This is a genomic window from Nonomuraea fastidiosa (assembly GCF_042751225.1).
Classification (GTDB): domain Bacteria; phylum Actinomycetota; class Actinomycetes; order Streptosporangiales; family Streptosporangiaceae; genus Nonomuraea; species Nonomuraea fastidiosa.
In genome coordinates, this window is sequence record NZ_CP170570.1 from 2,361,460 (window position 1) to 2,384,764 (window position 23,305).

Here is a 23,305-nt window from a genome sequence, read left to right on the forward strand (position 1 = left end):
CGCTCACTCCAAGGCGAGTGGGAGTTCGACGCGGAAGGTGGAGCCGGCCTCGGGCGAGCTCTGCACGGTGACGGTGCCGTCGTGGGCCTCGACGAGGGCCTGCACGATGGCCAGGCCCAGGCCGCTGCCGCGGTCCTCGGCGGAGCGGCGGCGCGAGCGGGCGGAGTCGGCCCGGTAGAAGCGCTCGAAGACGTGCTCGACCTGCTCGGGCGTGAGTCCTGGGCCACTGTCGACGACCTCGACGAACACCTTGTCGGCGGTGCCGCCGGCCCGCACCACGATCGGGGAGCCCGGCTCGGTGTGCACGATGGCGTTGGTGACGAGGTTGCTGATGACCTGGCGCAGCCGCACCTCGTCGCCGGAGACGATGAGCGCCGCACCGCCGACCACGTCCAGCTTGATCTCCCGGTCGGGGGCGAGGATCCGGGCATCCTGTACGGCGTCCGCCGCCAGCGCCAGCATGTCCACCGGCTGCATGCGCAGCGGACGCTGCTGGTCCACCCTGGCGAGCAGCAGCAGGTCGTCCACCAGCAGGCTCATCCTGGCCGCCGCCTTCTCCACGCGCTGCATCAGCTCGGCGGAGTCGGCCTGCGGGTTCTGCCTGGCGTACTCGGCGAAACCGCAGATCGAGGTGAGCGGGGTGCGCAGCTCGTGGGAGGCGTCGCCGACGAACTGCCGCATGCGGTCCTCCGAGCGGCGGGCCGCGGCCTCGGAGGCCGACCTGGCGGCGAACGCGGCCTCGATCTGGGCCAGCATGCCGTTGAGCGACCTGGCCAGGCCGCCCACCTCGGTGCGGGGGTCGCCGTCGGGCACCCTGCGGCCCAGCTCGCCGCCCGCGATGGCCTCGGCCGTACGCTCGATCTCGGCCAGCGGACGCATGCTGCGCCGCACGATCGTGACGCCGGCGACCGCCAGGATGAGCAGGATCCCGCCACCGCCGCACAGCTCGATGAGCACGAGCCTGCGGGTGATGGCGTCCACCTCTTCCAGGTCGACCGCGACGACGAGCGTGCGCCACGGCCCCTCGGTCTCCAGCACCCGCCACTCGCCGTCGCCGCTCACGGCGGGCGCGGTGTAGGGCTCGTGGCCCGGCCTGGCCGCGAGCACGGGCTTCGGCTTGGCGTCCACGTCGCGGTCGTTCAGCATGGGGACGAACTCGCCGCCCCGCTCCTTGACCAGCGCGATCGCGTCGGACTCGATGAGGATCGGCCGCTCGGGCGTCTCCCTGTCCTTACGCCAGTCGCTCCTGACCTTCTTCTCCATGCGCGCGCTGAGCAGGTGGAGCTGGCTGTCCACCCGGTCGATCAGGTAGCCGTGCAGGACGGAGACGCTCACCAGGCCGATGAAGAACATGCCGAGGCCGAGCAGCGCCAGCATCGACGCGATGAGCTTGATCCGCAGCGGCAGACCGCGCATCAGCTGCCCGGCGGCAGGCGCATGACGTATCCGACGCCGCGCAGGGTGTGGATGAGCCTGGGGCTCCGGTTGTCGATCTTGCGGCGCAGCACGGACACGTACGACTCGACGATCCCCACCTCGCCGCGGAAGTCGTAGTCCCACACGTGGTCGAGGATCTGCGGCTTGGACAGGACGCGACCCGCGTTCGTCATGAAGTAGCGCAGGAGCTTGAACTCGGTGGGCGACAGCGCGACGGCGGTGCCGCCGCGCCACACCTCGTGGCTCTCCTCGTCCAGCTCGATGTCGGCGAACGTCAGCCTGGGCGGGGCCGCCTGCGCGTCACCGCTCGTACGGCGCAGCACGGCGTGGATCCTGGCGACCACCTCCTCCAGGCTGAACGGCTTGGTCACGTAGTCGTCGCCGCCGATCGTGAGACCGCGGATCTTGTCCTCGGTCTCGTCGCGCGCGGTCAGGAACACCACCGGCGTGTGCATCCCGCCGCCGCGCATCCGCTTGACGATCTCGAAACCGTCCAGGTCGGGCAGCATGACGTCGAGCACCACGAGGTCGGGGCGGTGGCGTTGGACGGCGGCGACGGCGTCGAGTCCGCTCTTAGCCGTGGTCACGTCGAAACCCGCGAACCTCAGGCTCGCGGCGAGGAGTTCGAGGATGTTCGGGTCGTCCTCGACTATCAGCAGGCGTGATTCCATCACATCCAAGGATGCCCTCATCGGACGAGTGCTGGGACAATTCCGGCAATGTGCCGGGCGATCGCCAGGCTCGACGTGGCCGCGGGTGAGGGCGCGTTGCGGACCAGGACGACCTTGCCGTGCACGTCCACGACGAAGTCGTCCACCAGGCGGCCGTTTCTGGCGACGGCCTGGGCGCGGACGCCGCCCGGAGCTCTCTCCAGGTCATCGGCGGTCAGCTCGGGTACGTAGCGGCGGGCGGCTTCGAAGAACGCGCCCTTGACGAGCGAGCCGTAGATCTCCTTGATGCCGGTACGCCAGTGGGCCCTGGCCATGCGCAGCGTCCCCGGCCACCCCAAGATTTGCCGAAAATTGCCGAGATTTCGCCACTTGTAGCCTTCGTAGGCGAGCGCCAGCACCGCGTTCGGCCCCACCAGCACGCCCCCGTCGATCCGCCGCGTCAGATGCACGCCCAGGAACGGATAGCGCGGGTCGGGCACCGGGTAGATCAGGCCGCGCACGAGGCCGGCTGCGGCGCCCTTGAGCGCGTAGTACTCGCCCCTGAACGGCACGATCCGCACCTCGCCCGGCGCGCCCGCCATCTCGGCCACCGCGTCGGTGCCCAGACCGGCGCAGACCACCAGGCGGTCGAAGGCCAGCCGCTGCCGCCCGGCCACCACCTCCACCTTGCCCGCGCGTTCCCTGATGGCCCTGACGGGGGCGGACAGGCGTACCGAGCCGCCCAGCTCGGCCACGTCCTGGGCGAGCCGGCGCGCGACGGCGGGGAAGTCGCAGATCGCGGTGCGCGGCGAGTGGATCGCGCCGACGCCGACCGCGTGCGGCTCGATCTCGCGCAGCCCGAGCCCGTCCAGCTCGGCGACGTCCGGCACGCCGTTGGCGCGCGCCCGCTGGGCCAGCGCCGCGAGCAGCGGCCGCTCGGCACGGGTGCTCGCCACCACGAGCTTGCCGACCTCCTCGTACGGCAGCCCGTGCCCGGAGCAGTACTCCTTGAGCAGCGCCACGCCCTCCCTGCAGAGCCGCGCCTTGAGCGAGCCCGGCGGGTAGTAGATGCCCGCGTGCACGACGCCGCTGTTGTGGCCGGTCTGGTGGGCCCCGACGCGGTCCTCCTTCTCCAGCACGGTCACCTCGGCGCCTCTGGTGCCGGCCAGCTCGCGCGCCACCGCCAGCCCGACGATGCCCGCGCCCACGACTCCGATCTTCTCCGTCACACGCCGATTGTCCGACTTACCGCCCGTCGCCGCCATATCCGGCTGGTCCGGGACCGCGCCGGGGCGCCCTCCCACCCTTAATCGAACTTCAGTACGATTGGCGGTATGTACGTCCCGCCAGAGTGGCCCGCCGAGGTCCGCCCGCCCAGCGTGCCCGACTGGGAGACCTCGGCCGTGGCCTGGCTGCTCGATGCGGTGCCGCCGGACTATCGGGCGTACGAGGTGCTCAGACGGCACCCCGTGGCGCTGGCCGCGATGGCCCGCCACCACGTGAAGTCCGCCGTCGAGGCCGCCCGCGCCGGCTACCGCGCCGCCGCCGTCGACCTGAAGGGCCACCTGCCGCCGCACGCCATCGAGGCCGTGCTCGACACCTACCGCGAGGAGGGGCCGCGGCTGGTGCGGCTGTCGCGCTCGATCGAGGTGGTCGAGCGCGCGCTGAGAGGCGACATGTTCACCGCCACCATGCGCCCCGAAGGCCGCGCTCACCGTCCCCGACCGGCACCGACCGGCCGCGACCGGACCGGACCCAACCGGCCCGACCAGCCCTGACCGGACCCAACCGGCCCGACCAGCCCTGACCGGTCCTGAGCGGCCCGACTGGCCAGCCTGTCCAACCCCGACCCGGCCTGACCAGCCTGCCCTGCCTCTGATCGGCCCTGACGGGCGCTGACGAGCGCAGACGCGGGCGCGCTCGCGAGCACCGGCAAAGCCGCGAGTGCCAGCAAAAGCCGCGTGCACTGGCAAAAGCTCGCGGGCACCGGTGAAAGCCCACAGACCCGGCGGCGGTTCAGCGGGTGCGGCGGGCCAGGAACGTGATCACGCTGATCGCGATGGCCGCGGCGGCCAGCCAGATGAGCACGTCCCTGCCGGTCAGCCCGCCCGACGAGTCCGCGGGCGCCGCCTGTGGGCTCTCACCGTCACCGCCCCCGTCCTTCGATGACGTCTCCGACGGGGTCGGCGTCGGTGTGGGTGAGGGCTCGGCGGAGCTCGGGAGCGGCACCCGATAGACCGGGCTGCGCGGCCCCTCGCTGCCGGTGAGCAGCGCCTTGCCGTCGGCCGTGTACGCGATCGACTCGGCCTGCTTCAGATCCGGCATCGTCACCCTGGCCAGCACCTCGCCATTGGGCTTGTAGAGGGTGGCGGAGAAGTAGGTGCGCACGACGTACGACGACCCGTCGGGCGCGTACGCGGCGTCCGTGGCCATGATGGGCGCGGAGGCGACCCGGCGCAGCACGTTGACCCGGTCGCTGCGCAGCTTCTTCGGCGCGGCGTAGACCGACCCGGCGAACTCCTTGGACACGACGTACAGCCGCCCGGTCTTCGGGTGCACCATGATGCCCTCGGCGTTGCGCGCCCCGTCGGCGTAGCGGAGGCGGTAACGGACGGCGGGCAGCGTGGCGTCGGCGAGAGTGCGCGGCTCGGCCACCTTGTAGACGGAGACGTCGGGCCACGCGCCGTCGAGGTTGTCGCCGATGTCGGCGAACCAGAGCACGCCGCGACCGGTCGCCGGGTCCTTGCTCGCGGCCATGGCCTCCCAGTCGCGGGCCTCGGCGCCACGGAGATGGAAAGTGGCGAGCGTGCGCCCCTTGCCGTCCACCGCGTAGAAGACGGGGGCGGCTGAGCTGTCGTTGTGGGTGTAGTAGACGCCGTCGTGGGTCGGCGACACGGCCAGGCCGCTGGACTCCGTGATGCGTTCGTCCCGGAAGGTGAACAGCTTCTCCATGCCGTCATCGCCGGGCGCCGCGAGCGCGGGCGCGGCGGGCAGCAGGCACACGGCCGCGACGACGGCGAGCATCCTGATCACGAAGTCCCCCACGCTCGCCATCATGCACCACAAGCCGGGCATCCCGGCCCAACGCCGCGCTCAGACGGTCACGGCCGCGCCGACCCTGGCGCTGTGCCGGTGGAAGCCCAGCCCCTGCAGCACCACCAGCAGCGCGTTGGCCGCCGTCATGGCCGTCCACAGCCCGGTGATGCCCCAGGTCCGCGCCACGGGCACGACGGAGAGGAGCAGCAGCCCGTATGCCACCGCGAAGGAGCCCAGGCTGGACGACGACCGCTTGAGCGCCGTGAGACCGAAGCCGCGCACCGCCTGGGCGGCGTCGAGCGCCGCCGAGAGCAGCATGAGCGGCAGCAGCCCGAGCACCCGGTCGCGCACGGCTGGATCGTCGGTGAACAGCGCCGTCAGCGGCCCGCCCGCCACAAGCAGCAGCGCCGCCATCACGAGCGTCCCCGACACGGCGAGCAGCGCGGCGACCCGCCCGGCCCGCCGCGCGCCGGCGGTGTCGGTGGCGCGGGCGATCTCCGGCACCGCGGCCTGCGCGATGGCCAGCGACATCATCATGATCAGGCTGGTCAGCGTGGTCAGCACGGCGTGGGCGGCGGTGTCGCGGGGGCTCGTGGTGCCGGCCGCGAACGTCACCGCGCCCAGCACCGCGAACTTGATGAGCACGGTGGCGGCCAGCGGGATGCTGACCCGCGCCAGCTTGGCGATCTCGCGCGGCCGCGGCCGGCTCTGCCCGATCGGGCGGCCCACGGCCAGCCGTACGTTGAGCGCCCCCACCAGCGCCGACACCACGCCGCCCGTCAGCCAGGCGATGCCCGCCCCGGTCAGCCCCATCGACGGCACGAGCAGCGCGGTGAGCCCGCCCTGCACCAGGCCGAAGCCGAGGGTGGGCCAGAGCATGTTACGGCTGCGGCCGAGCGCGACCAGGATGGTGCCCGCGCCGCCGGTGGAGGCGAAGAGCAGCACGTACCCCGCAAGGAACCAGGGCAGCAGCCCCATCTCGGCCACCACCTGGCCGGGCACCCCGGTGGCCGTGGCGAGCAGCGGCACGCATAAGACGGCGAGCGCGCCCATCGTGCCGACCGACAGGCTGAGCCAGCGCGCGTCGCGGATCACCGGAACGGCGGACGCGGGGTCGTCGCGGAAGGGCGCGACGAACGGCCCGAGCCCGCGCAGCGCCCCCATCACGGCCGAGGAGGCCGGGTTGAGCACGGCCGTGACCACCGCGTACGCGGCCAGCGTCACCGTGTCGTGCTGCCCGAGCACCGAGGTGACCAGCAGCGAGCCGATCATTCCGGCGATCATCGCCAGACAGATCGGCACGGCCGAACGCAGGAGGGTGATCGCTAAGGAAGGGGGACGGCCGCCGGATGCCGTCGCGCCGGAAATCACCCGAGAAATGGTATGGCCTGGAGTGCACTCCAGGTCTTTAGGGTTGTGAGCCATGGATTACGTCAACCTCGGACGCAGCGGACTCCTGGTGAGCCCGCTCTGCCTCGGCACCATGAACTTCGGCCCGCGGACGACGGAGGAGGACTCCTTCGCCATCATGGACCGGGCCCACGAGCTGGGGATCAACTTCTTCGACACGGCCAACGTCTACGGCGGTGTCAAGGGCGAGGGCATCACCGAGACCATCCTGGGCAAGTGGTTCGCCAAGGGCGGGGGCCGCAGGGAGCGTACGGTCATCGCGACCAAGGTCTACGGCGACATGGGCGACTGGCCCAACGAGCGCCGGCTGTCGGCGCTCAACATCCGCCGGGCGTGCGACGCCTCGCTGAAGCGGATGCAGACCGACTACATCGACATCTACCAGGCACACCACGTCGACAGGCTGACCCCGTTCGAGGAGTTCTGGGAGGCCATGGAGGTCCTGCGGCAGCAGGGCAAGATCATTTACGTGGGTTCGTCGAACTTCGCCGGCTGGCACCTCGCCAAGGCGCAGGAGACGGCGGCCCGCCGCAACTTCATGGGCCTGATCAGCGAGCAGACCCACTACAACCTGCTGACCCGCGCGCCGGAGCTGGAGGTGCTGCCCGCGGCCGAGGACTACGGCCTCGGCGTGATCCCGTGGAGCCCGCTGGCCGGCGGCCTGCTCGGCGGCGTGCTGCGCAAGATCGACAAGGGCCGCTCGGCCGCCGACAACATGGTCAAGCAGCTCGAGAAGCACCGCGACAAGATCGAGCAGTACGAGAAGTTCTGCGACGAGCTGGGCGAGCACCCGGCCAACGTGGCGCTGGCCTGGCTGCTCAAGCAGCGCGCGGTCGCCGCGCCGATCATCGGCCCGCGCACGATGGAGCAGCTTGAGGGCAGCCTGCGCGCCCTGGAGATCGAGCTGGACGAGGCCGCGCTGGCCCGCCTGGACGAGATCTTCCCGGGCCACCGCACCGCCCCGGAGGACTACGCCTGGTAAGCCGGCCGCGTCTTGAGGTGTGACCGTTCGCCGGCCGCCCGCCCTGGGCGGTCGGCGACGCGGCCCATCATCAGGCACGCACGCCGGCGAGCCGGGCGGTCAGGCCAGCACGGCTCCGACGATCACGATCAGCAGCAGCAGGCCCAGAACGACGGGCAGCAACCAGGGGCGAGGACGGTCCACGCCCTGGAGCCTAGCCCCGCTCGGCGGGTGCCAGCGCCCATTCGGCGAGTGACTCGTACCTCATCGCGGGACCGGTGTGGCTGCGGACGAGCCGTACCCGCTCGGCCCGCCACCGCGACCCGCTGAACCCCGACAGCGCCTCGACCAGCGGCCGCAGATCGGTCTCCGTCTTGGCGCGGGCCAGCGTGAGATGCGGATGGAACCGTTTCTCGTCCGTCTGCGCGGCCCCGGCCCGCCGCGCGCCCGCCCTGACGGAGTCGGCCAGCCTGACCATCGAGTCGCCGGTGACGCCCGCCCAGAACACGCGTGCCCGGCGTGCGGACGAGAAGGCTCCGAATCCTTCGAAGGCCAGGTCGAGCGCGGAGTGGCGGCGTACGGCCCGGGCCAGGCGCACCTCCAGCTCCGGCAGCACCGCCTCGGGCACCTCGCCGAAGAAGCCGAGCGTGATGTGCCACAGCGCACGGTCAGGCCAGCGCAGGCCGGGCACCTGCCCGACGTAGGGGGCGATGGCGTCGGCGATCTCGTCCAGCACCGCATCGGGCGGCACCACCGCCGCGAACAACCTCATATCTCCTCATCCTGCCGAACCATCGGCGGCAGGAAAAAGGATCGTCCGCCTGCCGGGCCCGTCAGGAGAGGTCGAACTCCCCCTTGGACGCACCGTCCAGGAAGGCGCGCCACTCGTCCCGGGTGAAGGTCAGCACCGGCCCCTTCCCGCGGTCCTTCGTGTCACGCACGAGAACGCTGTCGTCGGCACGCCGCATCACCTCGACGCAGCTGCCACCGTTTCCTCCCGACGCCTTGGCCTTGGTCCACACGCCAACGGTCAGCCCGCCCGCATCAGCCATAGCTCGCCATCACCTCACGGATCGTCTCCCGGCTCTGATCGACCGGGTACGCGATGCTGGAAAGAATCTCCCACCGCACGATAAGGGCTTGCACGGTCTCGGCGCGACAAGTGACCCGCCCTTCCTCCGCGCTTTCCAAATAGGCGTGGTCCGCGCCGCCGTCCATGAGCGTCGCCACCTCGAACGCGCCGAGACAGCCCGTCGTCAGGCCCGCGGCCAGCGGCACGATGCGCACCGTGACGTACGGAGGACGCAGGACGTCGAGGATCTTGGCCAGCTGCGCCCGCATCACCTCCTTCCCGCCGACGGGGCGCCGCAGGACGCTCTCGTCGATGAGCGCGGAGTACAGCGGCGGGCGGGCGCGGGAGAAGACGGACTGCCGGTGCATCCGGAAGCGCACCGCCTGCCGCGTCTCCTCGTCGGTGGCCCCCGGCTCGCCCAGGAACACCCGCGTCGCGTAGCCCTCCGTCTGGAGCAGGCCGGGGATCAGCATCGGCTCCCACGTACGGATCGTGTGCGCCGACGTCTCGACCCTCGGCCACTCCCTGAACCACTTCGGGGCCATGGTCTGCCCCTGGATCACCGGCACCAGCTCCATGAGCTGGCCGTCCAGGCCGAGCGCCCGCTCGACCGCGCGCGTGTAGTCGCCGGTGGGCTTGCGCACGAGGCGCTCGACGTGGCCCACGGCGCTCTCGCTGTACGGCAGCAGGCTCGCCAGGCGCTCCTGGCTCAGGCCCCTGCCCAGCCGGAAGCTGCGCTGCCGCCTGGCGTACTCCCGCCACGCCTCTCTGCTCGGATCGTCCCCCTCTGGTGCCATATCGCGCTCCTTGGGTAGCTCGGCGGATCGACACGCACCGTGCTCGGCTACTAACTGTACGGAAACTGTACGCCCGAATTCCGCCCCCAACCCGGCCGATGAAAGCCCATGCTGATGAGACCCCTCCAGCGCGCGCCGGATGGCGTGCGGCGGGAGAGCGTACGAGCCGGGATCGGCGTTGTACGCCTGACGGGCCGAGGTGACCATGCAGAGAGCGGTAGCAGCGAACTCGTACACCAGCGTGAAGGTCTGGCTCATCGACGACCTGGACGACCCGGGCCGGCTGCCGGCGCTGGCGCGGCGCGAGCTGCGCGAGTGGGTGCCGGACCATCCGGCGCTGGCGGATCTCCAGCTCGCCGCCTCCGAGCTGGTGGCCAACGCGCTGGAGCACGGAGGCGGCCCGTGGGTGCGGATGAGCCTGCTCCCCGTACAGGAGGAGGGCCGGCACTACTGGCGGCTCGCCGTCATCGACCCGGGCAGGAACGGAGATGTGCCGCTGCCGCGCACGCCGGGGCCCGAGGACACACGGGGGCGTGGCCTGTGGCTGGTGCACGGCCTGACGGGCGGCTGCTGGGGCACGGGCCTGACGCGGATAGGCGAACGCGTCGTCTGGGCCCTGTTCGCCCGCTGACGGCACTCAGCCGTACGGAAAGCCGTGTACTCAGCACGGAAAGCCGCGCACTCAGCCGTACGGATAGCCGTACGAAGAAGCAGCCGGGCGAAGAACAGCCGGGCAGAAGACCCGGGCAGAGGACAGCCGGGCAAAGAAAACGGGCGCCCGCGTACGGACGCCCGCCTCTCCCCACGTTCAGCACCCACGACGTGGGCTCATGACTCATGCCACCGCGAGCGCCGACCTCCCCACCCGAGCGGTGATCAGGCGGGTCATCAGCACCGCCAGGCCCGTGCCCACGAGGACCAGCACGCCGGAGAGCAGCACGCCCATCCGCGGGCCGCCCAGCTCGGACAGCCAGCCGATCAGCGGCGCGCCGAGCGGCGCCCCGCCGGTGAAGACGAGCATGTAGATGCCCATGACGCGGCCCCGCATGTCGGGCGAGGTGGCGATCTGCACGCTGGAGTTCGCGGCCGTGTTGATGGTGATCAACGCGATCCCGGTCGGCACCAGCAGCAGCAGGTAGATCGGGTAGAACGGCGCGACGGCCGTGGCGATCTGGAACAGCCCGAACCCGATCGCCCCCGCGAACAGCACCTTGCGGGTCAGCCTGGCCCGCCGCGCGGCCAGCAGGGCGCCGGCGAGCGCGCCGACCGCGAACATGCTGGAGGCCAGCCCGAACGAGGACGCACCCGCGCCGAACACCTCGCGCGCCATCAGCGCGATGGACATCGAGAACGACTGCGAGAACATCGACACGAACGCGATCAGCAGCACCGGCATGAGGATCTCCTCGTGCTGCAGCACGTACTTCAGGCCCTCGCGGAGCTGCCCCTTGGCCCGCGGCACGGGTTCGGACTCGTTCAGCTCGGACTTGCGCATGAAGACCAGGCTGGAGATCACGCCGCCGAACGTCAGCGCGTTGATCAGGAAGATCGGCCCGGTGCCGCCCAGCACGTAGATCAGCACACCGGCCAGAGCCGGGCCGACCACGCGCGCCAGGTTGAAGATGGAGCTGTTGAGCGCGATCGCGTTGGGCAGGTCCGTACGGCCGACCATCTCGACCACGAACGCCTGCCGGGTCGGCACCTCCACGCAGGAGATCATGCCGAGCAGGAACGCCATCACGTACACGTGCCACACCTGGGCGCTGCCGGTCATCGTCAGGATGCCGATGGTCAGCGCGAGCCCGGCCATGAGGGTCTGGGCCGTGATGAGGATGGGCCGCTTGGGGTAGCGGTCGGCGAGCACGCCGCCGAACATCCCGAACAGCAGCATCGGCAGGAACTGCAGGGCGGTGGCCGTGCCGAGCGCGGAGGCGCTGCCGTGCGTCAGGTCGAGGACGAGCCAGTCCTGGGCGGTGCGCTGCAGCCAGGTGCCCACGTTGGAGACCGCGCCCCCGGCTGCGAACATGCGGTAGTTGCGAACCCTGAGAGACCGGAACATTCCGGTCCTGGGTTCTTCAGGCTCTAGATCTTGCTGAGCTTCTCCAGAATCGGCGCCGCCTGTCTGAGCACGGCTCTCTCCTCCGGTGACAGCTCCTTCAGTCGTTGCGCCAGCCAGGCCTCCTTGCGCCGGCGCTCCTCCTTCAGCAGCTTCTGGGCGGGCTCGGTCACCGAGACGGTCACCTGCCGCCGGTCGGTCGGATGCGGGGTGCGCGAGACCAGGCCGCGCTCCTCGAGCGCGGCGATCACGCGCGTCATCGAGGGCGGCTGCACCTTCTCGAGCTCGGCCAATTCGCCGGGGGTTATCCCGGAATGCCGTTCCACTGCGGCGAGTGTCGCGAACTGGGTGGGCGTCAGTGAGTGCGCCGCCGCCTGTCGTCGGAGTCTTCGGTTCAGCCTGGCGAGTGAAACGCGCAGCGCTGAAGCGAGACCTGCGTCGCTGCGCAGGTCCATCTTTGGCTGGGTGTTGGTTAGCATGAGTCATTACCTTTGCTAACTATACGGCATGGCAAGATATTTCCTTGAGCAAAGACTCTTGCCCCCTTGATACCCGAGAGCCGCCCCGCGTGCGCGAAGCGGCTCCCTGACCGGTCCTTCGGGTCCCCCGTACGGCCGGTTTCTCAGATGCCGAGCAGCGCCCTGATGGGCCCGATCGCGAAGTACAGGCCGAACAGCACGGCCACGACCCACAGCAGCGGGTGCAGCTCGCGCGCCTTGCCGCGGACGACCTTGATCAGCACGTAGCTGATGAAGCCGGCGCCGATACCGTTCGACACCGAGTACGTGAACGGCATGATCACGACGGTGAGGAACGCCGGGATGGCGATCTCGAAGTCGTTCCAGTCGATGTCACGGACCGCGGTCATCATCATGAAGCCCACCAGCACCAGCGCCGGGGCGGCGGCCTCGTACGGCACGACCGTGACGAGCGGCGCGAAGAAGATGGCGATGAGGAAGAGCACGCCGGTGACCACGCTGGCCAGGCCGGTGCGCGCGCCCTCGGCGACACCCGCCGCCGACTCGATGTAGGTGGTGTTGGAGGAGACCGAGCCCGCGCCGCCGGCCGCCGCGCCGATCGAGTCGACGAGCAGGATCTGCTTGGTACGCGGCAGCGTCCCGTCCTCCTGCACCAGGCCCGCCTGGCGGCCGACGCCGACCATCGTGCCCATGGTGTCGAAGAAGTCGGTGATGAGCAGGGTGAACACGAACAGCCCCGCCAGCAGCACATCGATGCGTACGAAGCCGCCGAACGGGTCGAACTCGGTGAACAGCGTCAGCGGGTTGTGGAAGCCGAAGATCTCGTCGGGCACGGTGGGGCGGTTGAGCTGCCAGCCGCCGGGATTGTCGGGCGAGAACGACCCGGCCTTGGCGATCGCCTCCACGATGATCGCCAGGATCGTGGTGCCGACGATGCCGATGAGGATCGCACCCTTGACCTTGCGGGCGACCATGGCGGCCGTGGCGAGCAGGCCGACGATGAAAACGAAGATCGGCCACGAGGTGAGGTTGCCGGCGATGCCCAGCTCCAGCGGCGTGCCCTCCGCCTTGCGGACGAACCCGGCGTCCACGAACCCGATGAGCGCGATGAACAGGCCGATGCCCACGCTGATCGCGGTCTTCAACGGGGCGGGGATGGCATGGAAGATCGCCGTCCTGAGCCCGGTCAGCACCAGGATCGTGATGATGATGCCCTCAAGGAAGACCAGGCCCATGGCCTCTTCCCAGGTCATCACCGAGGCGATGGTGAACGTCACGAAGGCGTTCAATCCGAGCCCGGCCGCCATGGCGAACGGCACCTTGCCGATGACGCCCATGAGAATCGACATCACACCGGCCACGAAGGCCGTGCCCGCGGCGACCAGCGCGATGTTGGGGGCGGAGCCGTCGCCGATGTACTCGCCGGTCACGTCCTTGCCGGTGCCGATGATCAGAGGGTTCAGCACGACGATGTACGCCATGGTGAAGAACGTGGCCAGACCGCCACGTATCTCCTGGGAGATCGTCGAGCCGCGTTCGGAGATCGCGAAGAAACGGTCGATTGCAGAACGAGTGTCACTCACGGGCGAAGAGTGGCAGTAGGTCGTGAGCTGCGAAAAGAGCCAGTGATGAGATCGAGACCCTATTGGAAGCTAGGCTGGATACGTGGACAAGCAGTGGCATCCCGACCCGCCGCCCATCAAAACGAACGACACGGCCGCCATCGCCGTCGGCACCGGCCTTTGGGCGCTCGCGCTGGTCGTCCTGCTGATCTTCCGCCCTGTGCCTGAGAACACGTGGTGGATCTGGACCTGCGTGACGGGCGTGGCCTTCGGCCTCTTCGGTATCTGGTTCGTCCGCCGCCCCGGCCGCAACTGACCCCCGGCCCCGGCACCCGCACCCCGCCCCACACAGCCGGCCGAGCCGGCACCCGCACCCCGCCCCACACAGCCGGCCGAGCCGGCACCCGCACCCCGCCCCACGCACGCCAACCCGCAGCGCCGACGCCCTTCCCTCGCCCCGCACTTCCACCCCCGTTCCCGTCGTAATCGCCCAACTGACAGCCATTCCTCCGGCCCTCCCCACCCCAACCACCCTCGGCCACCAGGGCGTCCCCCTGACCCCGTGGCGCGCCGACCGGGCGGCGGGGCACTGGAGCGGAGCGGCGAGGCGCTGAGACCGGACAGCACGGCAGGGCGGCGGGACGGCAAGACGGCAGAGCCTGGCGGCGAGGCGCCGGAGCAGGCGACGGGTGACCGACACGATGCGGTGGAGGGCGGCGGACGACGAGGGGGTTCTGACAGGGGTCCTCGGTGGGAGCTGACATTCGTCATCCCGGGCCGCTCGCCGAAGTCATCAGGAAGTGGTGTTATCACCCACTACATCGGCATATGCCCGCCAAATCATGCTGGACGGCATGAAGAAGCCCATCGTGACGCTCCTTCTGGGAGCTGCGTTCCTGACCGCCTGCGGCACCGGAGGCTCCACCACACCGCCCGCCACGACCCCGGCGACGAGCGACGGCCAGGCGGGCGCGATCGCCTGGGGCCCCTGCACCGACCTCATCGGCGCCGACGGCAAGCCCGCCACCCCCGGCCCCGGCGTCGAGTGCGGCAAGCTGCCGGTCCCCCTCGACCACGCCAAGCCGGACGGCGAGAAGATGGACCTCGCCCTCATCCGCGTCAAGGCCACCGGCGAGCGCCTCGGCTCGCTCGTGTTCAACTTCGGCGGCCCCGGCGCGTCGGGCGTGGACACCCTCGCCACCACCGCGCCCATATTCGCGGCGCTGGGCAACCGCTACGACCTGGTCAGCTTCGACCCGCGCGGCGTCGATCGCAGCGCCGGCGTACGCTGCGGCGACACCGTCGACGAATTCCTCTCCGCCGGCCCCAGCGCCGACCAGGACAAGCTCGCGGCGGAGTTCGCCGCCGCCTGCGAAAAGGACTCCAGCAAGGTCCTGCCGCACGTCGGCACCGTGAACGCCGCCAAGGACCTCGACCTGCTGCGGGCCGCGCTCGGCGACGACAAGCTCAACTACCTCGGCTTCTCCTACGGCACCCACCTCGGCGCCGTCTACGCCACCCACTTCCCCGGGAACGTCGGCCGCTTCGTGCTCGACGGCGCCTTCGACCCGACGGGGACGTTCGAGGAGCGGGCGGTCACCCAGGCGCGCGGGTTCGACGCGGCCTTCGAGGCGTTCGCCAAGGACTGCGTCGCCAAGGGCTGCGAGATCGGCGGCTCACCCGCCGAGGTCGAAAAGACCGTGGTGAACCTGCTCGAACAGCTCGAGACCAAGCCCATCAAGGTGGGCGAGCGCGAGCTGACGTACGGGCTGGCCCAGTTCGCCGTCATCACCCCGCTCTACGCCGAGCAGACCTGGCCGGTGCTCGAGCAGGCCGTGGCCGCCGCGCGCAAGGGCGACGCCTCCATACTGCTCTCGCTGGCCGACGCCTACACCGGGCGGCGCGCCGACGGGACGTACAACACGATGATGAGCAGCCTGCTCGCCATCAACTGCGCCGACACCAGCGAGCGGCCCACCCTCGCCGAGGCCGCGAAGCTGGACGCCCGCGTTCGCAAGATCTTCCCCATCCTGGCGACCGGCGGCTCCACCTCGGCGTGCGCCCACTGGCCGGTGGAGGGGGACGACGCGGCCAAGCGCATCGACGCCACCGGCTCGGCCCCCATCGTGGTCATCGGCGGCAAGGGCGACCCGGCCACGCCGTACGAGTGGGCGACGAAACTCACCGACCAGCTCAAGACGGGCGTCCTGGTCACGTACGAGGGCGAGGGCCACGGCGCCTACCTGAGCGGCAGCCAGTGCGTGGCGGGGCTGGTGAACGCGTACCTGGTGGACGGCAAGCTCCCCGCCTCCGGCACCACCTGCCCCGCCTGACGACCAGGCCGGCATCACGGCCCGCCCAGGCACAGCGGGGGCAGCCTGGGCGGGCCTTCCATGCCAAGCCGCTCGTCGTGACCGCTCAAGACGGGGCGGTAGGCGCCCGTCTGTGCCGCTCAGACAGGGCCGCTGCCAGAGCTCATGCGGGCGCGGAAGGCCGCCGCCTTGACGCGGCTCTGGCACGAGCGCGAGCAGAACTGGCGTACGGCGTTGCGTGAGGAGTCGACGTACACGCGGTCGCACGGCTCGGCCCGGCAGACTCCGAGCCGCCCGCCCAGGTCGCTGCCGATGGCCAGGGTGAGCGCGGAGGCGAAGCCCGCGCTCCAGCCGACGGAGATCGAGTCGTCGGCCCCGTGGAAGTGCACCTGCCAGGGCTCCCCCGGCGCCCGGTCGAGCTGCGGCCGGGCGCCGGTGCTGATGATGAGGGCGTTGACGACGGCGGCGGCATCGTCCTCCCTGCCGGCCTCCATGGCCTCGAAGACCCGCCGCACCTTGAGCGTGGTGCTCGCCAGGTAGAGCGCCTCGTCCATGGACACCGTCACCCCACCCGGCAGCACCTCCTCGATGGCCGCCGGGAGCGCATCGCCTCTAGGCGCGGTGTACGGCCTGCTGCCCTGGTGACCGTCGGTCAGCGCGTTGACGAGCCCGACCGCCGTGTCGAGCAGGATCGCCACATGACTATCGAACAGCACTTGACCAGTCACCTGTAAGCCCATAGCGTGCATCGGTAACTCACGTTATCACTTTCGATGGTCATCGCAGGGGGACACGCTCAGATGCCGCGCACCGTGTGGTGGCTGCTGCTCGCACGGGCTGTCAACCGGCTCGGAGCCTTCTCCGTAGGCTTCCTCACCGTCCTGCTCACCACCGGTTTCGGCACCGATCCCGCGATCGCGGGGCTCATCACGGCCGCGTTCGGTGCCCGGCCACCTCGCCGCCACGGTCGTGCTAGGCGGCGGCGAGCTGCTGATGTTCGGCCGCATATACGCTCAGGTGTCCGGCATCGCCCCCGAGCACGCGCGTGCCCGCTACCTGTCGGTCTACGGCACCTCGTGGGGATTCGCCCTCGTGCTCGCCCCGCTGTGCGCCACCCGGCTCATCGCGTACGCGGGACCCACGGGGCTGTGGGGCACGCTGGCGCTCATCGCCCTGCTCCTGGCCGTCGCGCAGCCGCTCGTCGTCAGGCCGCTGCTCGGCCGCCCCGGCCTGACGACGAGATGAGACCGGACCTCAGAGGTTCAGCACGGACTCGGCCAGGTCGGCCTCGGCGAGCAGCAGCGGCACCGCCGCAGGGTCGCGCAGCAGCGCGGCCACCGCGAGCCGGTCGTTCCACTGGCCGGTCGCCCAGGCAAGCCCCCTCGCCAGCCCGTCGACGCCCGTGCAGTGGACCGTGCCCTCGAAGTAGCGCCACGCGCACTCCACGCCGTCGACCAGCAGCTTCTCGTGCTCGACGTACGTCTCGGGCGCGGTGGGCAGCAGCGAGCGCACCTCGGCCGGCACCGGCCGTGTGACGCCCTCCGAGGTGACCTCACCGGCGGTCAGCTCACCGGCGAGCGGCAGGTCGAGCAGCTCGGACAGCGCCTCGGCCAGGTCGTACGGGGCCAGGATCAGCGGCCTGTCGGTGACGAGCTGGAGCAGGTCGGGCGCCTCCACCACGACGGCGTCATCGGCCGAGGCCACCACGATGTCGCCGCCGAGCACGGCACGCACCTTGGCGGGCGGCGCCACCCGCGACGGGTCCACACCCGCGAGCGCCACCCACAGCGCCCGCAGCTGCGCCCGGTCCACCTCGATCGACTCGTCGGCCATCAGGTCGAGCAGCTCCTCGGGGCCGCCGTGGGAGGCCAGCAGCTCGGGCAGCGTCGTACGGACGCCGATCATGGACAGCGCGGCCTCGTCGAGCCCGGCGGGCGCGTCGGCGTAAAGGCCCTGAAGCAGCGGGTCGGCGCCGGGCAGCCGCAGCTCAAGCGGCTTGCGGCCGTCGAGCACCGGATGGTTGGCCAGCCACCACGCGGTGTAGGACGGCACCTCCACGCCCTGGATGCGCAGCGGGTGCAGCGCGGCGCGCAGCGGCGGGGTGGTCAGCAGCCGCAGCGCGGCCGGCCAGTCGGCCACCAGCTCCAGGTCGCGTACGGCCATGAACTCGGGGATCAACGGCGGCACGTCGAGGTCGGGCAGCAGGTCGAGCACGTGGTCGATCCAGTCGGCCTCGCCGTCGAGGTCGTGGTCGCAGTCGTCGGGGTCGAGCAGCACGTCGGCGTCGCGTACGACGGCGAACCCGTCGAGCACGCCGGCCGCCGCCAGCACCCTCGGCCCGTAGGTCTCCTCCAGCTCGGACGCCGCCACGCCGAGGTGCGTGTCGGGCTCCAGCAGCCCGGCCAGCGCGCCGTCGGCCAGCATCAGCTCGCCGGCCGGGTAGAGGTCGCCGTCGGTGCCGCGCAGCGCCAGCTCGGCCAGCCACGGAGCCTCGCCGGGCGCCAGCCCCGACGCCTCGACCAGCGACAGCACCGCCTTCGCCACCGGCTCGGGGTCTGGGCTGTCGAGCGACTGCGCGACCGCGGCCTTGGTCAGCGGGTCTTCGAGGACCGTGCGGGGCGTCGCCTCGGCCGCGCCGAGCCGCAGCAGCACGGGATGGGCCGCCTCGGGGTGCACGATGCGCAGCCCCAGCGGGGTCAGGTCGAGCTCGGCGCCGCCGTCGCTGAGGATGAGGGTGCCGCGCGGGCCGCGTACGAGCCGGCCGTCGGTCAGCGGCACCGGCAGCGCGCCCAGCGACTCGGGGTCGTCGACCGGCAGCACCTCATAGAGCGAACGCCACCACGACGGCTCGCGCCCCTCCAGCGCCTCGCCCGACAGCATGTCGACCACGTCGGCCAGCTCCACCCGGCGCACGCCGAGCGAGGCCATCGCGGGATGGCGGGCGTTCCAGCCGGAGGGCAGCAGGCCGGGTACGAAGTCGGACACCGCCGCCAGGAACTCCGACGAGGCCCCCGGCACGACGGACGCCTCGCGGCCCGACACCACCCAGCCGTCACCCTCGGGCTCGGGCACGGGATGCTCGACCCGCCACTCGGCGTCGGGCTCGTAGACCCGCTCCTCGGCGAACGACGGGGTCTCCACCACGGGCGCGGGCGCCGACAGCGCGGGCAGCAGCGGCGTGCCGGGCAGCCGCTCCAGCACCGCCCGCCGGATGCGGGCGTCGAGCTCGCCCTTGCCCATCAGCGACGGCACGAGGTCGAGCAGCTTGGGCGTGCGGGGCAGCTCGCGCAGCAGGCGTACGTAGGCGTCGGCGACCCGCTCGACCAGGAAGTCGGTCAGCGGACCCTTGGCGACGTGGCGCCGGTCGGTGGCCATCGGGAACGACGCGATCAGCAGCGCGGGCAGGTCGATCGGCTCGTCGCTCGGCGTCGGCGCGTGGAGCACCGGCGGCACGGTGGACGGCAGCGGCCCCGGCTCGCCCGTCTCGGTGACGGGGACGGCCCAGCGCAGCGACCAGTAGGGGCGGGCCCGCTCCTCGGTGGGCCGGTCGGCGAACAGCCTCGCGACCTCTTCCTGGGTGAACTCGCCGGACTCCGACACCACGTGCCAGCCCTCGGCGACCACCGTGCGGGTCTCGCCGTCGAGCTCGATCTCGATGCGCTCCAGCGCAGGCAGGCCCAGCAGCAGCGCCGGGCTGGTCTCGGCCAGCATCCGCCGGACCGCCTCGACGCTGTCCTTGTCACGCAGCGGCAGGCGTACGAGCGTGTCGAAGCCTTCGGGGATGTCGATGAACGGCGGCTCGTCGAACGGCAGCCGCAGCAGCGGCACATGGCCGCCCCGGTCGGCCAGCTCACCGGCCAGCTCGGGGATGTCGGCCACCAGGGCCGCCGTCTCCGTACGGGACCAGCGGACCGCGCCGTGGCCGCGCGAGCCGATCGCTGGCGCGTCGCAGACCGACACCACCGCCGCGAACCCGACACCGAACCTGCCCGCCGCGCCCGCCTCGTCACGCTTGCCCGAGGCGCGCAGCGTGGACAGGCTCTCCACTCCTGTACGGTCGAGCGGCGCGCCCGTGTTGGCGGCCGTCAGCACCTCGCCGCGCAACGTCAGCCGCAGCACTCCAGGCACGCCCGCCCGCAGCGCCGCGTCGGCCGCGTTCTGGGCCAGCTCGACGATCAGCCGGTCGCGGTAACCGCCGAGCGCGAAGTCCTCCTCCGCGTTGGCGTCTTCGCGGAACCGGGCGGGCGAAGCCGTCCACGCGGACAGGACGGCCGCGCGCATCCGGTCAGTGCCGTAGGTGTCGCTCATCGATCACGATCCTGGTAGAGGGTTGGGGGCCACCGTAGGTTAGCGGCCTTCACCGACACTCACGATCAGGAACCGACACTCACGATCAGGAGTGGCCGAGCTCCTCGGAAGCCGACTCGTCGACCGAGCCCTCCTCCTCCATGAGGTCGTAGCCCAGGTCGTCGAGGATCGGGATCGCCTGCTCGACGGGCGGCGGCTGCACCGCGGCCTCGGAATGGGCGCCGCAGCCGTGGTCGGCCGAGACGACCTTGCCGTCGTCGGGTGCGTACTCGTTAGTGCAAACTCCGAACATCTGCCGCAGACCACCCGAGAGCATCCAGTAGAAGCCGCAGGTGGAGCACTGCGCGGGAGCGGCGTGTGCGATCGGCGTGTGCGGCCCGTGCTCGCCCGAGTGCCAGCGTCTGGCAGCCCGGTCTCTGCCGATGGCCGAGAGCACACGTGCTCGGCCCAGGCCGTACTCGAAAACCGCCTGATGCTCGACGTCGTCGTCGGTCTCTGTGAAACCCGGCGCCAGCCTGTCGTCGTCTTCAGGGGTCGGCAGCAGGTCGCCCACGCCGAGGTCGCCAGGACGCAGCCGCTCACTCCACGGCAGCCACTCGGGCGCCAGCAGCGCGCCCGCGCCGGGCAGCAGGCACGCCTCGCTGACCGTGACCTTACGCGCGCGCGAGGCACGCGTGACGGTGACGGCCCAGCGCCAGCCGCGATAGGCGCGATCCTGGCAGGCGAAGTAGTGGGTGACGATCCGGTCGCCTTCGCTCTCGTAGCCGAGGTGCTCGCCGGGCTCGCCCGGCCGCGCGAGCTCCTCGGCCGCGGCGCGCGCCAGATCGACGGCGGCGACACAGGCCTGGTCGGGAGCGGAGACACGGGCCCTGGTGCGGCTCATCGGCCCGCCTCCGCCGAAAGGTGCTGTTCGCTCACACTTCATTCTCACCCATCGAAGGACCCGCGGGGCCCACAACCGCGCATCCCGCCCCCAAATCCCCCGCACCTTCCCACCGATCGGAACCCGCCCTTCTCACTTTCCGAAACCCACCCTTCCCACCACCCGGACGCCGCCTGAACACCTCACCGCCCCAACACCTCACCGCCTCAGCCCACCCCGCCCACCGACCTCCCGCCGCACCGCGACCACCCCGCCCACCGACCTCCCCGCCGCACATCGACCACCCTGCCCACCGGCGCGCCTCCCCTCCCTCCGGCGGGCCTCGCCACCCGCCCAACGAGCCTCCATGCCCACCGACGGGCCTCCCCGCCGACGGCCTGCCCCCTTCGTCCGCCCATCCCCCCGCGCCTCCCCAGGCCGGCGATCCGCACACACGCCGAGCCGGCGTCGGCCCCACTGACCGCGCCCGGCGTGCCGCCGCCGCGACGGGTGACGCCGCGGTGCCCGGCACACGTGCCTCAGGTCAAGTCGCCCGGTGGGCGCACACCAGCGGAGGCGAGTGCCCGCGAGGCACCGGTCGCGTTCGACGTCAGCCGGAACCACCGCCGGCGAAGCAGCCGAGGTCGGAGGCCGGACCCGCACTGAGATCGCGTAGCCGGTCGGGTAAGACTGGAAGGCGTGGAGGGTGGTGGCTGGGAGCGAGCACGCGAGATCTCGCGGCGGGTGGCGCGCGGCGCCGCCGACGCGGGACGTGCGACCGCGCGCGCGACCAAGGCCACCGCGAGCGGCACCATACGAGCGGGCAAGGCCACGGCCACGGGAGCGCGCAAGGTCGGCCAGGCCACCCGGCGGCTCACCCACGCCAACGGCGCGGGCCGCACCGGGCTCGGCCGCCTGATCGAGCTGTCGGCGGGCAACAGCGCCGGCGACGCGCTCGTCACCGTCGCGCTCGCCAGCACCGTGTTCTTCGGCGTCCCGGTCGGCGAGGCCCGCGGCTCGGTCGCGCTCTACCTGGTCATCACGATGTTGCCGTTCGCGCTGCTCGCGCCGTTCGTGGGGCCGATACTCGACCGTTTCCGATCGGGCCGGCGCTATGTCATGGCCGGCACGCTGTTCGGGCGCGGCCTGCTCTGCTTCGCGATGGCCGCCGCCGTGGGACCCGGTGACCTGCCCACGCTGTTCATCGGGGCGCTCGGCGTGCTGGTGCTGTCGAAGGCGTACAACGTGTCACGGGCGGCGATCATGCCGTCGGTGCTGCCCGCCGACATCACGCTCGTGTCGGCGAACGCGCGGGTGGCGCTGTTCACGCTGGTCTCCGCCGGGATCGTGGTGCCGATCGGCGCGGGGCTGACCGCGTGGCTGGGCAGCGCGGTGGTGCTGCGCGTCGCGATGGTGGCGTTCCTGCTGCTCGGTGTCGTCGCCGTACGCCTGCCGCGCCACGTCGACTCGCCCGACCTGGAGGAGGAAGGCGCCGCGCCGCGCTGGCGCACGCTGCTCAAGGTCGGCCCCACGGTCGCGGAGGCCGTCTGGGCGAACGTGGCCATCCGCGTCTTCTCCGGCTTCCTGCTGTTCTTCCTGCTCTTCCTGGTGCAGGACGCGGCCGTGCCGTGGCTGTCGGCCGACGATCCGGCGGCGCGCGACCCGTTCTTCGACGTGACGAAGACGATCGCACTGCTGGCGGGCGCGGCCGGGCTCGGCGGTCTGGCCGGTGCCGTGGTCGCGAACTGGACGCGTAAGAACGCGCCGCAGCTCATCGTGCTGCTCACGCTGGCCGTCACCGTGGTCGCCATCATCCTCACCGCCGTCTTCTTCGGCGTCTGGGCGGCGCTGGGCATCTCCCTCGTCACCGCCTTCGCGCAGGAGCTGGGCAAGCTCGCGCTCGACGCGATCGTGCAGCGGGAGATCGGCGAGGAGGTGCGGTCGTCCACGTTCGGCGTGGTCGAGGCGGTGTTGCAGCTCGCGTGGGTGTTCGGCGGGCTGGTGGGGCTGGTGCTGTCGCTCACGCGGAGCAGCACGGCCGGGCTGGTCACGCTCGCCGTCGCGCTGACGGCCGCGCTCGGCCGGCTCCTGGCGACCCGGCGCCGTCGCGTACGCGCGGTCGAGGAACGGCTTGACCGCGAACGCGCCACCGCCGAGCCTGCGCACCGCCCGGACCCTGTCGACCCCACCAAGCCCCTGACGAACCCCAACACCTGATCGGCGGACACCGGCCTCCCCCGGTGAAGGACGCGCTCCAAAGGACTCTCTCACGTAGCCCGCACCCTGTCTCAGGCGACGGCGAAGCCGCAGAGGGTGCGGAACGGCCGTCCTCACGAGGAACGGAACGGGGGACGCCGCGTTGC

The 23,305-nt window shown here is 71.5% G+C and carries 21 protein-coding genes; 7 read left to right on the forward strand and 14 right to left on the reverse strand.

The features are described 5' to 3' along the window. Positions 1-3: 3 nt before the first annotated feature. The 3 genes from ACFMQL_RS10655 to lhgO are packed head-to-tail and all read right to left on the reverse strand — an operon-like array spanning position 4 to position 3,352. Positions 4-1,416, reverse strand: coding sequence for a sensor histidine kinase (locus ACFMQL_RS10655; protein WP_378785473.1), 1,413 nt, complete (start codon positions 1,414-1,416; stop codon positions 4-6). Beyond that, positions 1,416-2,108: a response regulator transcription factor gene (locus tag ACFMQL_RS10660; RefSeq protein WP_364068254.1), complete on the reverse strand. Its 693-nt coding sequence runs from the start codon at positions 2,106-2,108 to the stop codon at positions 1,416-1,418. The genes ACFMQL_RS10655 and ACFMQL_RS10660 overlap by 1 nt, the downstream gene beginning before the upstream one ends. Positions 2,109-2,125: 17 nt before the next feature. Next, positions 2,126-3,352 (reverse strand): L-2-hydroxyglutarate oxidase, encoded by a 1,227-nt coding sequence (gene lhgO, locus ACFMQL_RS10665; RefSeq protein ID WP_364068256.1) that lies wholly within the window; start codon positions 3,350-3,352, stop codon positions 2,126-2,128. A gap of 69 nt (positions 3,353-3,421) precedes the next feature. Here lhgO and ACFMQL_RS10670 point away from each other — a divergent pair, with 69 nt between their 5' ends. Beyond that, the gene (locus ACFMQL_RS10670; protein WP_364068258.1) at positions 3,422-3,865 is read left to right on the forward strand and encodes a hypothetical protein; all 444 of its coding nucleotides are present in this window, start codon (positions 3,422-3,424) and stop codon (positions 3,863-3,865) included. Between the two features lie 238 nt (positions 3,866-4,103). Here the strand turns inward: ACFMQL_RS10670 and ACFMQL_RS10675 are convergent, their stop codons facing one another. Both ACFMQL_RS10675 and ACFMQL_RS10680 read right to left on the reverse strand, forming a co-directional pair. After that, complete coding sequence (locus ACFMQL_RS10675; protein ID WP_364068260.1) at positions 4,104-5,132, reverse strand: hypothetical protein; 1,029 nt, start codon at positions 5,130-5,132, stop codon at positions 4,104-4,106. Positions 5,133-5,180: 48 nt separating this feature from the next. After that, positions 5,181-6,425 (reverse strand): MATE family efflux transporter, encoded by a 1,245-nt coding sequence (locus tag ACFMQL_RS10680; RefSeq protein WP_378785476.1) that lies wholly within the window; start codon positions 6,423-6,425, stop codon positions 5,181-5,183. A 121-nt stretch (positions 6,426-6,546) separates the two neighbouring features. Between ACFMQL_RS10680 and ACFMQL_RS10685 the strand changes: the two genes are divergently transcribed. Beyond that, on the forward strand, positions 6,547-7,515 hold the full coding sequence (locus ACFMQL_RS10685) for an aldo/keto reductase (protein WP_364068263.1): 969 nt from the start codon (positions 6,547-6,549) through the stop codon (positions 7,513-7,515). A 193-nt stretch (positions 7,516-7,708) separates the two neighbouring features. On the opposite strand, the gene thpR is transcribed toward ACFMQL_RS10685, so the two are convergent. The 3 genes from thpR to ACFMQL_RS10700 form a co-directional block, all read right to left on the reverse strand. Further along, complete coding sequence (gene thpR / locus ACFMQL_RS10690) at positions 7,709-8,266, reverse strand: RNA 2',3'-cyclic phosphodiesterase (protein WP_364068265.1); 558 nt, start codon at positions 8,264-8,266, stop codon at positions 7,709-7,711. 61 nt (positions 8,267-8,327) lie between these two features. Continuing rightward, entirely contained in the window at positions 8,328-8,546 is a 219-nt protein-coding gene (locus ACFMQL_RS10695) for a DUF397 domain-containing protein (RefSeq protein ID WP_364068267.1), read from the reverse strand. After that, entirely contained in the window at positions 8,539-9,363 is an 825-nt protein-coding gene (locus ACFMQL_RS10700) for a helix-turn-helix transcriptional regulator (protein WP_364068269.1), read from the reverse strand. The genes ACFMQL_RS10695 and ACFMQL_RS10700 overlap by 8 nt, the downstream gene beginning before the upstream one ends. A gap of 205 nt (positions 9,364-9,568) precedes the next feature. On the opposite strand from ACFMQL_RS10700, the gene ACFMQL_RS10705 reads away from it, so the two are divergent. Next, the gene (locus ACFMQL_RS10705) at positions 9,569-9,994 is read left to right on the forward strand and encodes an ATP-binding protein (protein ID WP_364068271.1); all 426 of its coding nucleotides are present in this window, start codon (positions 9,569-9,571) and stop codon (positions 9,992-9,994) included. 204 nt (positions 9,995-10,198) lie between these two features. On the opposite strand, the gene ACFMQL_RS10710 is transcribed toward ACFMQL_RS10705, so the two are convergent. The 3 genes from ACFMQL_RS10710 to ACFMQL_RS10720 all read right to left on the reverse strand — a co-directional run bounded on the left by ACFMQL_RS10710 (position 10,199) and on the right by ACFMQL_RS10720 (position 13,481). Then, positions 10,199-11,422: an MFS transporter gene (locus tag ACFMQL_RS10710; protein ID WP_364068273.1), complete on the reverse strand. Its 1,224-nt coding sequence runs from the start codon at positions 11,420-11,422 to the stop codon at positions 10,199-10,201. Between the two features lie 23 nt (positions 11,423-11,445). Beyond that, positions 11,446-11,898: a MarR family transcriptional regulator gene (locus tag ACFMQL_RS10715; RefSeq protein WP_364068275.1), complete on the reverse strand. Its 453-nt coding sequence runs from the start codon at positions 11,896-11,898 to the stop codon at positions 11,446-11,448. A 143-nt stretch (positions 11,899-12,041) separates the two neighbouring features. After that, positions 12,042-13,481 (reverse strand): NCS2 family permease, encoded by a 1,440-nt coding sequence (locus tag ACFMQL_RS10720; RefSeq protein ID WP_364068277.1) that lies wholly within the window; start codon positions 13,479-13,481, stop codon positions 12,042-12,044. Positions 13,482-13,563: 82 nt separating this feature from the next. Here ACFMQL_RS10720 and ACFMQL_RS10725 point away from each other — a divergent pair, with 82 nt between their 5' ends. Then, the gene (locus tag ACFMQL_RS10725) at positions 13,564-13,776 is read left to right on the forward strand and encodes a DUF2530 domain-containing protein (protein WP_364068279.1); all 213 of its coding nucleotides are present in this window, start codon (positions 13,564-13,566) and stop codon (positions 13,774-13,776) included. A gap of 538 nt (positions 13,777-14,314) precedes the next feature. Next, a complete protein-coding gene (locus ACFMQL_RS10730) occupies positions 14,315-15,793 on the forward strand; it encodes an alpha/beta hydrolase (RefSeq protein WP_378785480.1) in 1,479 nt (492 codons plus the stop codon). Positions 15,794-15,912: 119 nt separating this feature from the next. Here the strand turns inward: ACFMQL_RS10730 and ACFMQL_RS10735 are convergent, their stop codons facing one another. Beyond that, positions 15,913-16,488 carry a CGNR zinc finger domain-containing protein gene (locus tag ACFMQL_RS10735; protein ID WP_378785482.1) on the reverse strand — a complete coding sequence of 192 codons (576 nt, stop codon included), beginning with the start codon at positions 16,486-16,488 and terminating at the stop codon, positions 15,913-15,915. A gap of 226 nt (positions 16,489-16,714) precedes the next feature. On the opposite strand from ACFMQL_RS10735, the gene ACFMQL_RS10740 reads away from it, so the two are divergent. Beyond that, the gene (locus ACFMQL_RS10740) at positions 16,715-17,017 is read left to right on the forward strand and encodes a hypothetical protein (RefSeq protein WP_364068285.1); all 303 of its coding nucleotides are present in this window, start codon (positions 16,715-16,717) and stop codon (positions 17,015-17,017) included. A gap of 9 nt (positions 17,018-17,026) precedes the next feature. Here ACFMQL_RS10740 and ACFMQL_RS10745 read toward each other — a convergent pair whose 3' ends face one another. Both ACFMQL_RS10745 and ACFMQL_RS10750 read right to left on the reverse strand, forming a co-directional pair. Next, positions 17,027-20,080, reverse strand: a complete 3,054-nt coding sequence (locus ACFMQL_RS10745) for a sacsin N-terminal ATP-binding-like domain-containing protein (RefSeq protein ID WP_378785484.1) — start codon at positions 20,078-20,080, stop codon at positions 17,027-17,029. A gap of 85 nt (positions 20,081-20,165) precedes the next feature. Next, complete coding sequence (locus ACFMQL_RS10750) at positions 20,166-20,963, reverse strand: DUF3027 domain-containing protein (RefSeq protein ID WP_364068289.1); 798 nt, start codon at positions 20,961-20,963, stop codon at positions 20,166-20,168. 678 nt (positions 20,964-21,641) lie between these two features. On the opposite strand from ACFMQL_RS10750, the gene ACFMQL_RS10755 reads away from it, so the two are divergent. Then, positions 21,642-23,159 (forward strand): MFS transporter, encoded by a 1,518-nt coding sequence (locus tag ACFMQL_RS10755; RefSeq protein WP_378785485.1) that lies wholly within the window; start codon positions 21,642-21,644, stop codon positions 23,157-23,159. The last annotated feature ends 146 nt before the right edge of the window (positions 23,160-23,305 follow it).

Bases quoted from the DNA above. Each gene is read 5' to 3' on its own strand.
- thpR (WP_364068265.1), bottom strand. From the start codon at position 8,266: ATGAGGTTGTTCGCGGCGGTGGTGCCGCCCGATGCGGTGCTGGACGAG.
- ACFMQL_RS10695 (WP_364068267.1), bottom strand. From the start codon at position 8,546: ATGGCTGATGCGGGCGGGCTGACCGTTGGCGTGTGGACCAAGGCCAAG.
- ACFMQL_RS10660 (WP_364068254.1), bottom strand. From the start codon at position 2,108: ATGGAATCACGCCTGCTGATAGTCGAGGACGACCCGAACATCCTCGAA.
- ACFMQL_RS10670 (WP_364068258.1), top strand. From the start codon at position 3,422: ATGTACGTCCCGCCAGAGTGGCCCGCCGAGGTCCGCCCGCCCAGCGTG.
- ACFMQL_RS10700 (WP_364068269.1), bottom strand. From the start codon at position 9,363: ATGGCACCAGAGGGGGACGATCCGAGCAGAGAGGCGTGGCGGGAGTAC.
- ACFMQL_RS10745 (WP_378785484.1), bottom strand. From the start codon at position 20,080: ATGAGCGACACCTACGGCACTGACCGGATGCGCGCGGCCGTCCTGTCC.
- ACFMQL_RS10750 (WP_364068289.1), bottom strand. From the start codon at position 20,963: ATGAGCCGCACCAGGGCCCGTGTCTCCGCTCCCGACCAGGCCTGTGTC.
- ACFMQL_RS10715 (WP_364068275.1), bottom strand. From the start codon at position 11,898: ATGCTAACCAACACCCAGCCAAAGATGGACCTGCGCAGCGACGCAGGT.
- ACFMQL_RS10730 (WP_378785480.1), top strand. From the start codon at position 14,315: ATGAAGAAGCCCATCGTGACGCTCCTTCTGGGAGCTGCGTTCCTGACC.
- ACFMQL_RS10710 (WP_364068273.1), bottom strand. From the start codon at position 11,422: ATGTTCCGGTCTCTCAGGGTTCGCAACTACCGCATGTTCGCAGCCGGG.
- ACFMQL_RS10685 (WP_364068263.1), top strand. From the start codon at position 6,547: ATGGATTACGTCAACCTCGGACGCAGCGGACTCCTGGTGAGCCCGCTC.
- ACFMQL_RS10705 (WP_364068271.1), top strand. From the start codon at position 9,569: ATGCAGAGAGCGGTAGCAGCGAACTCGTACACCAGCGTGAAGGTCTGG.
- ACFMQL_RS10655 (WP_378785473.1), bottom strand. From the start codon at position 1,416: ATGCGCGGTCTGCCGCTGCGGATCAAGCTCATCGCGTCGATGCTGGCG.
- lhgO (WP_364068256.1), bottom strand. From the start codon at position 3,352: ATGGCGGCGACGGGCGGTAAGTCGGACAATCGGCGTGTGACGGAGAAG.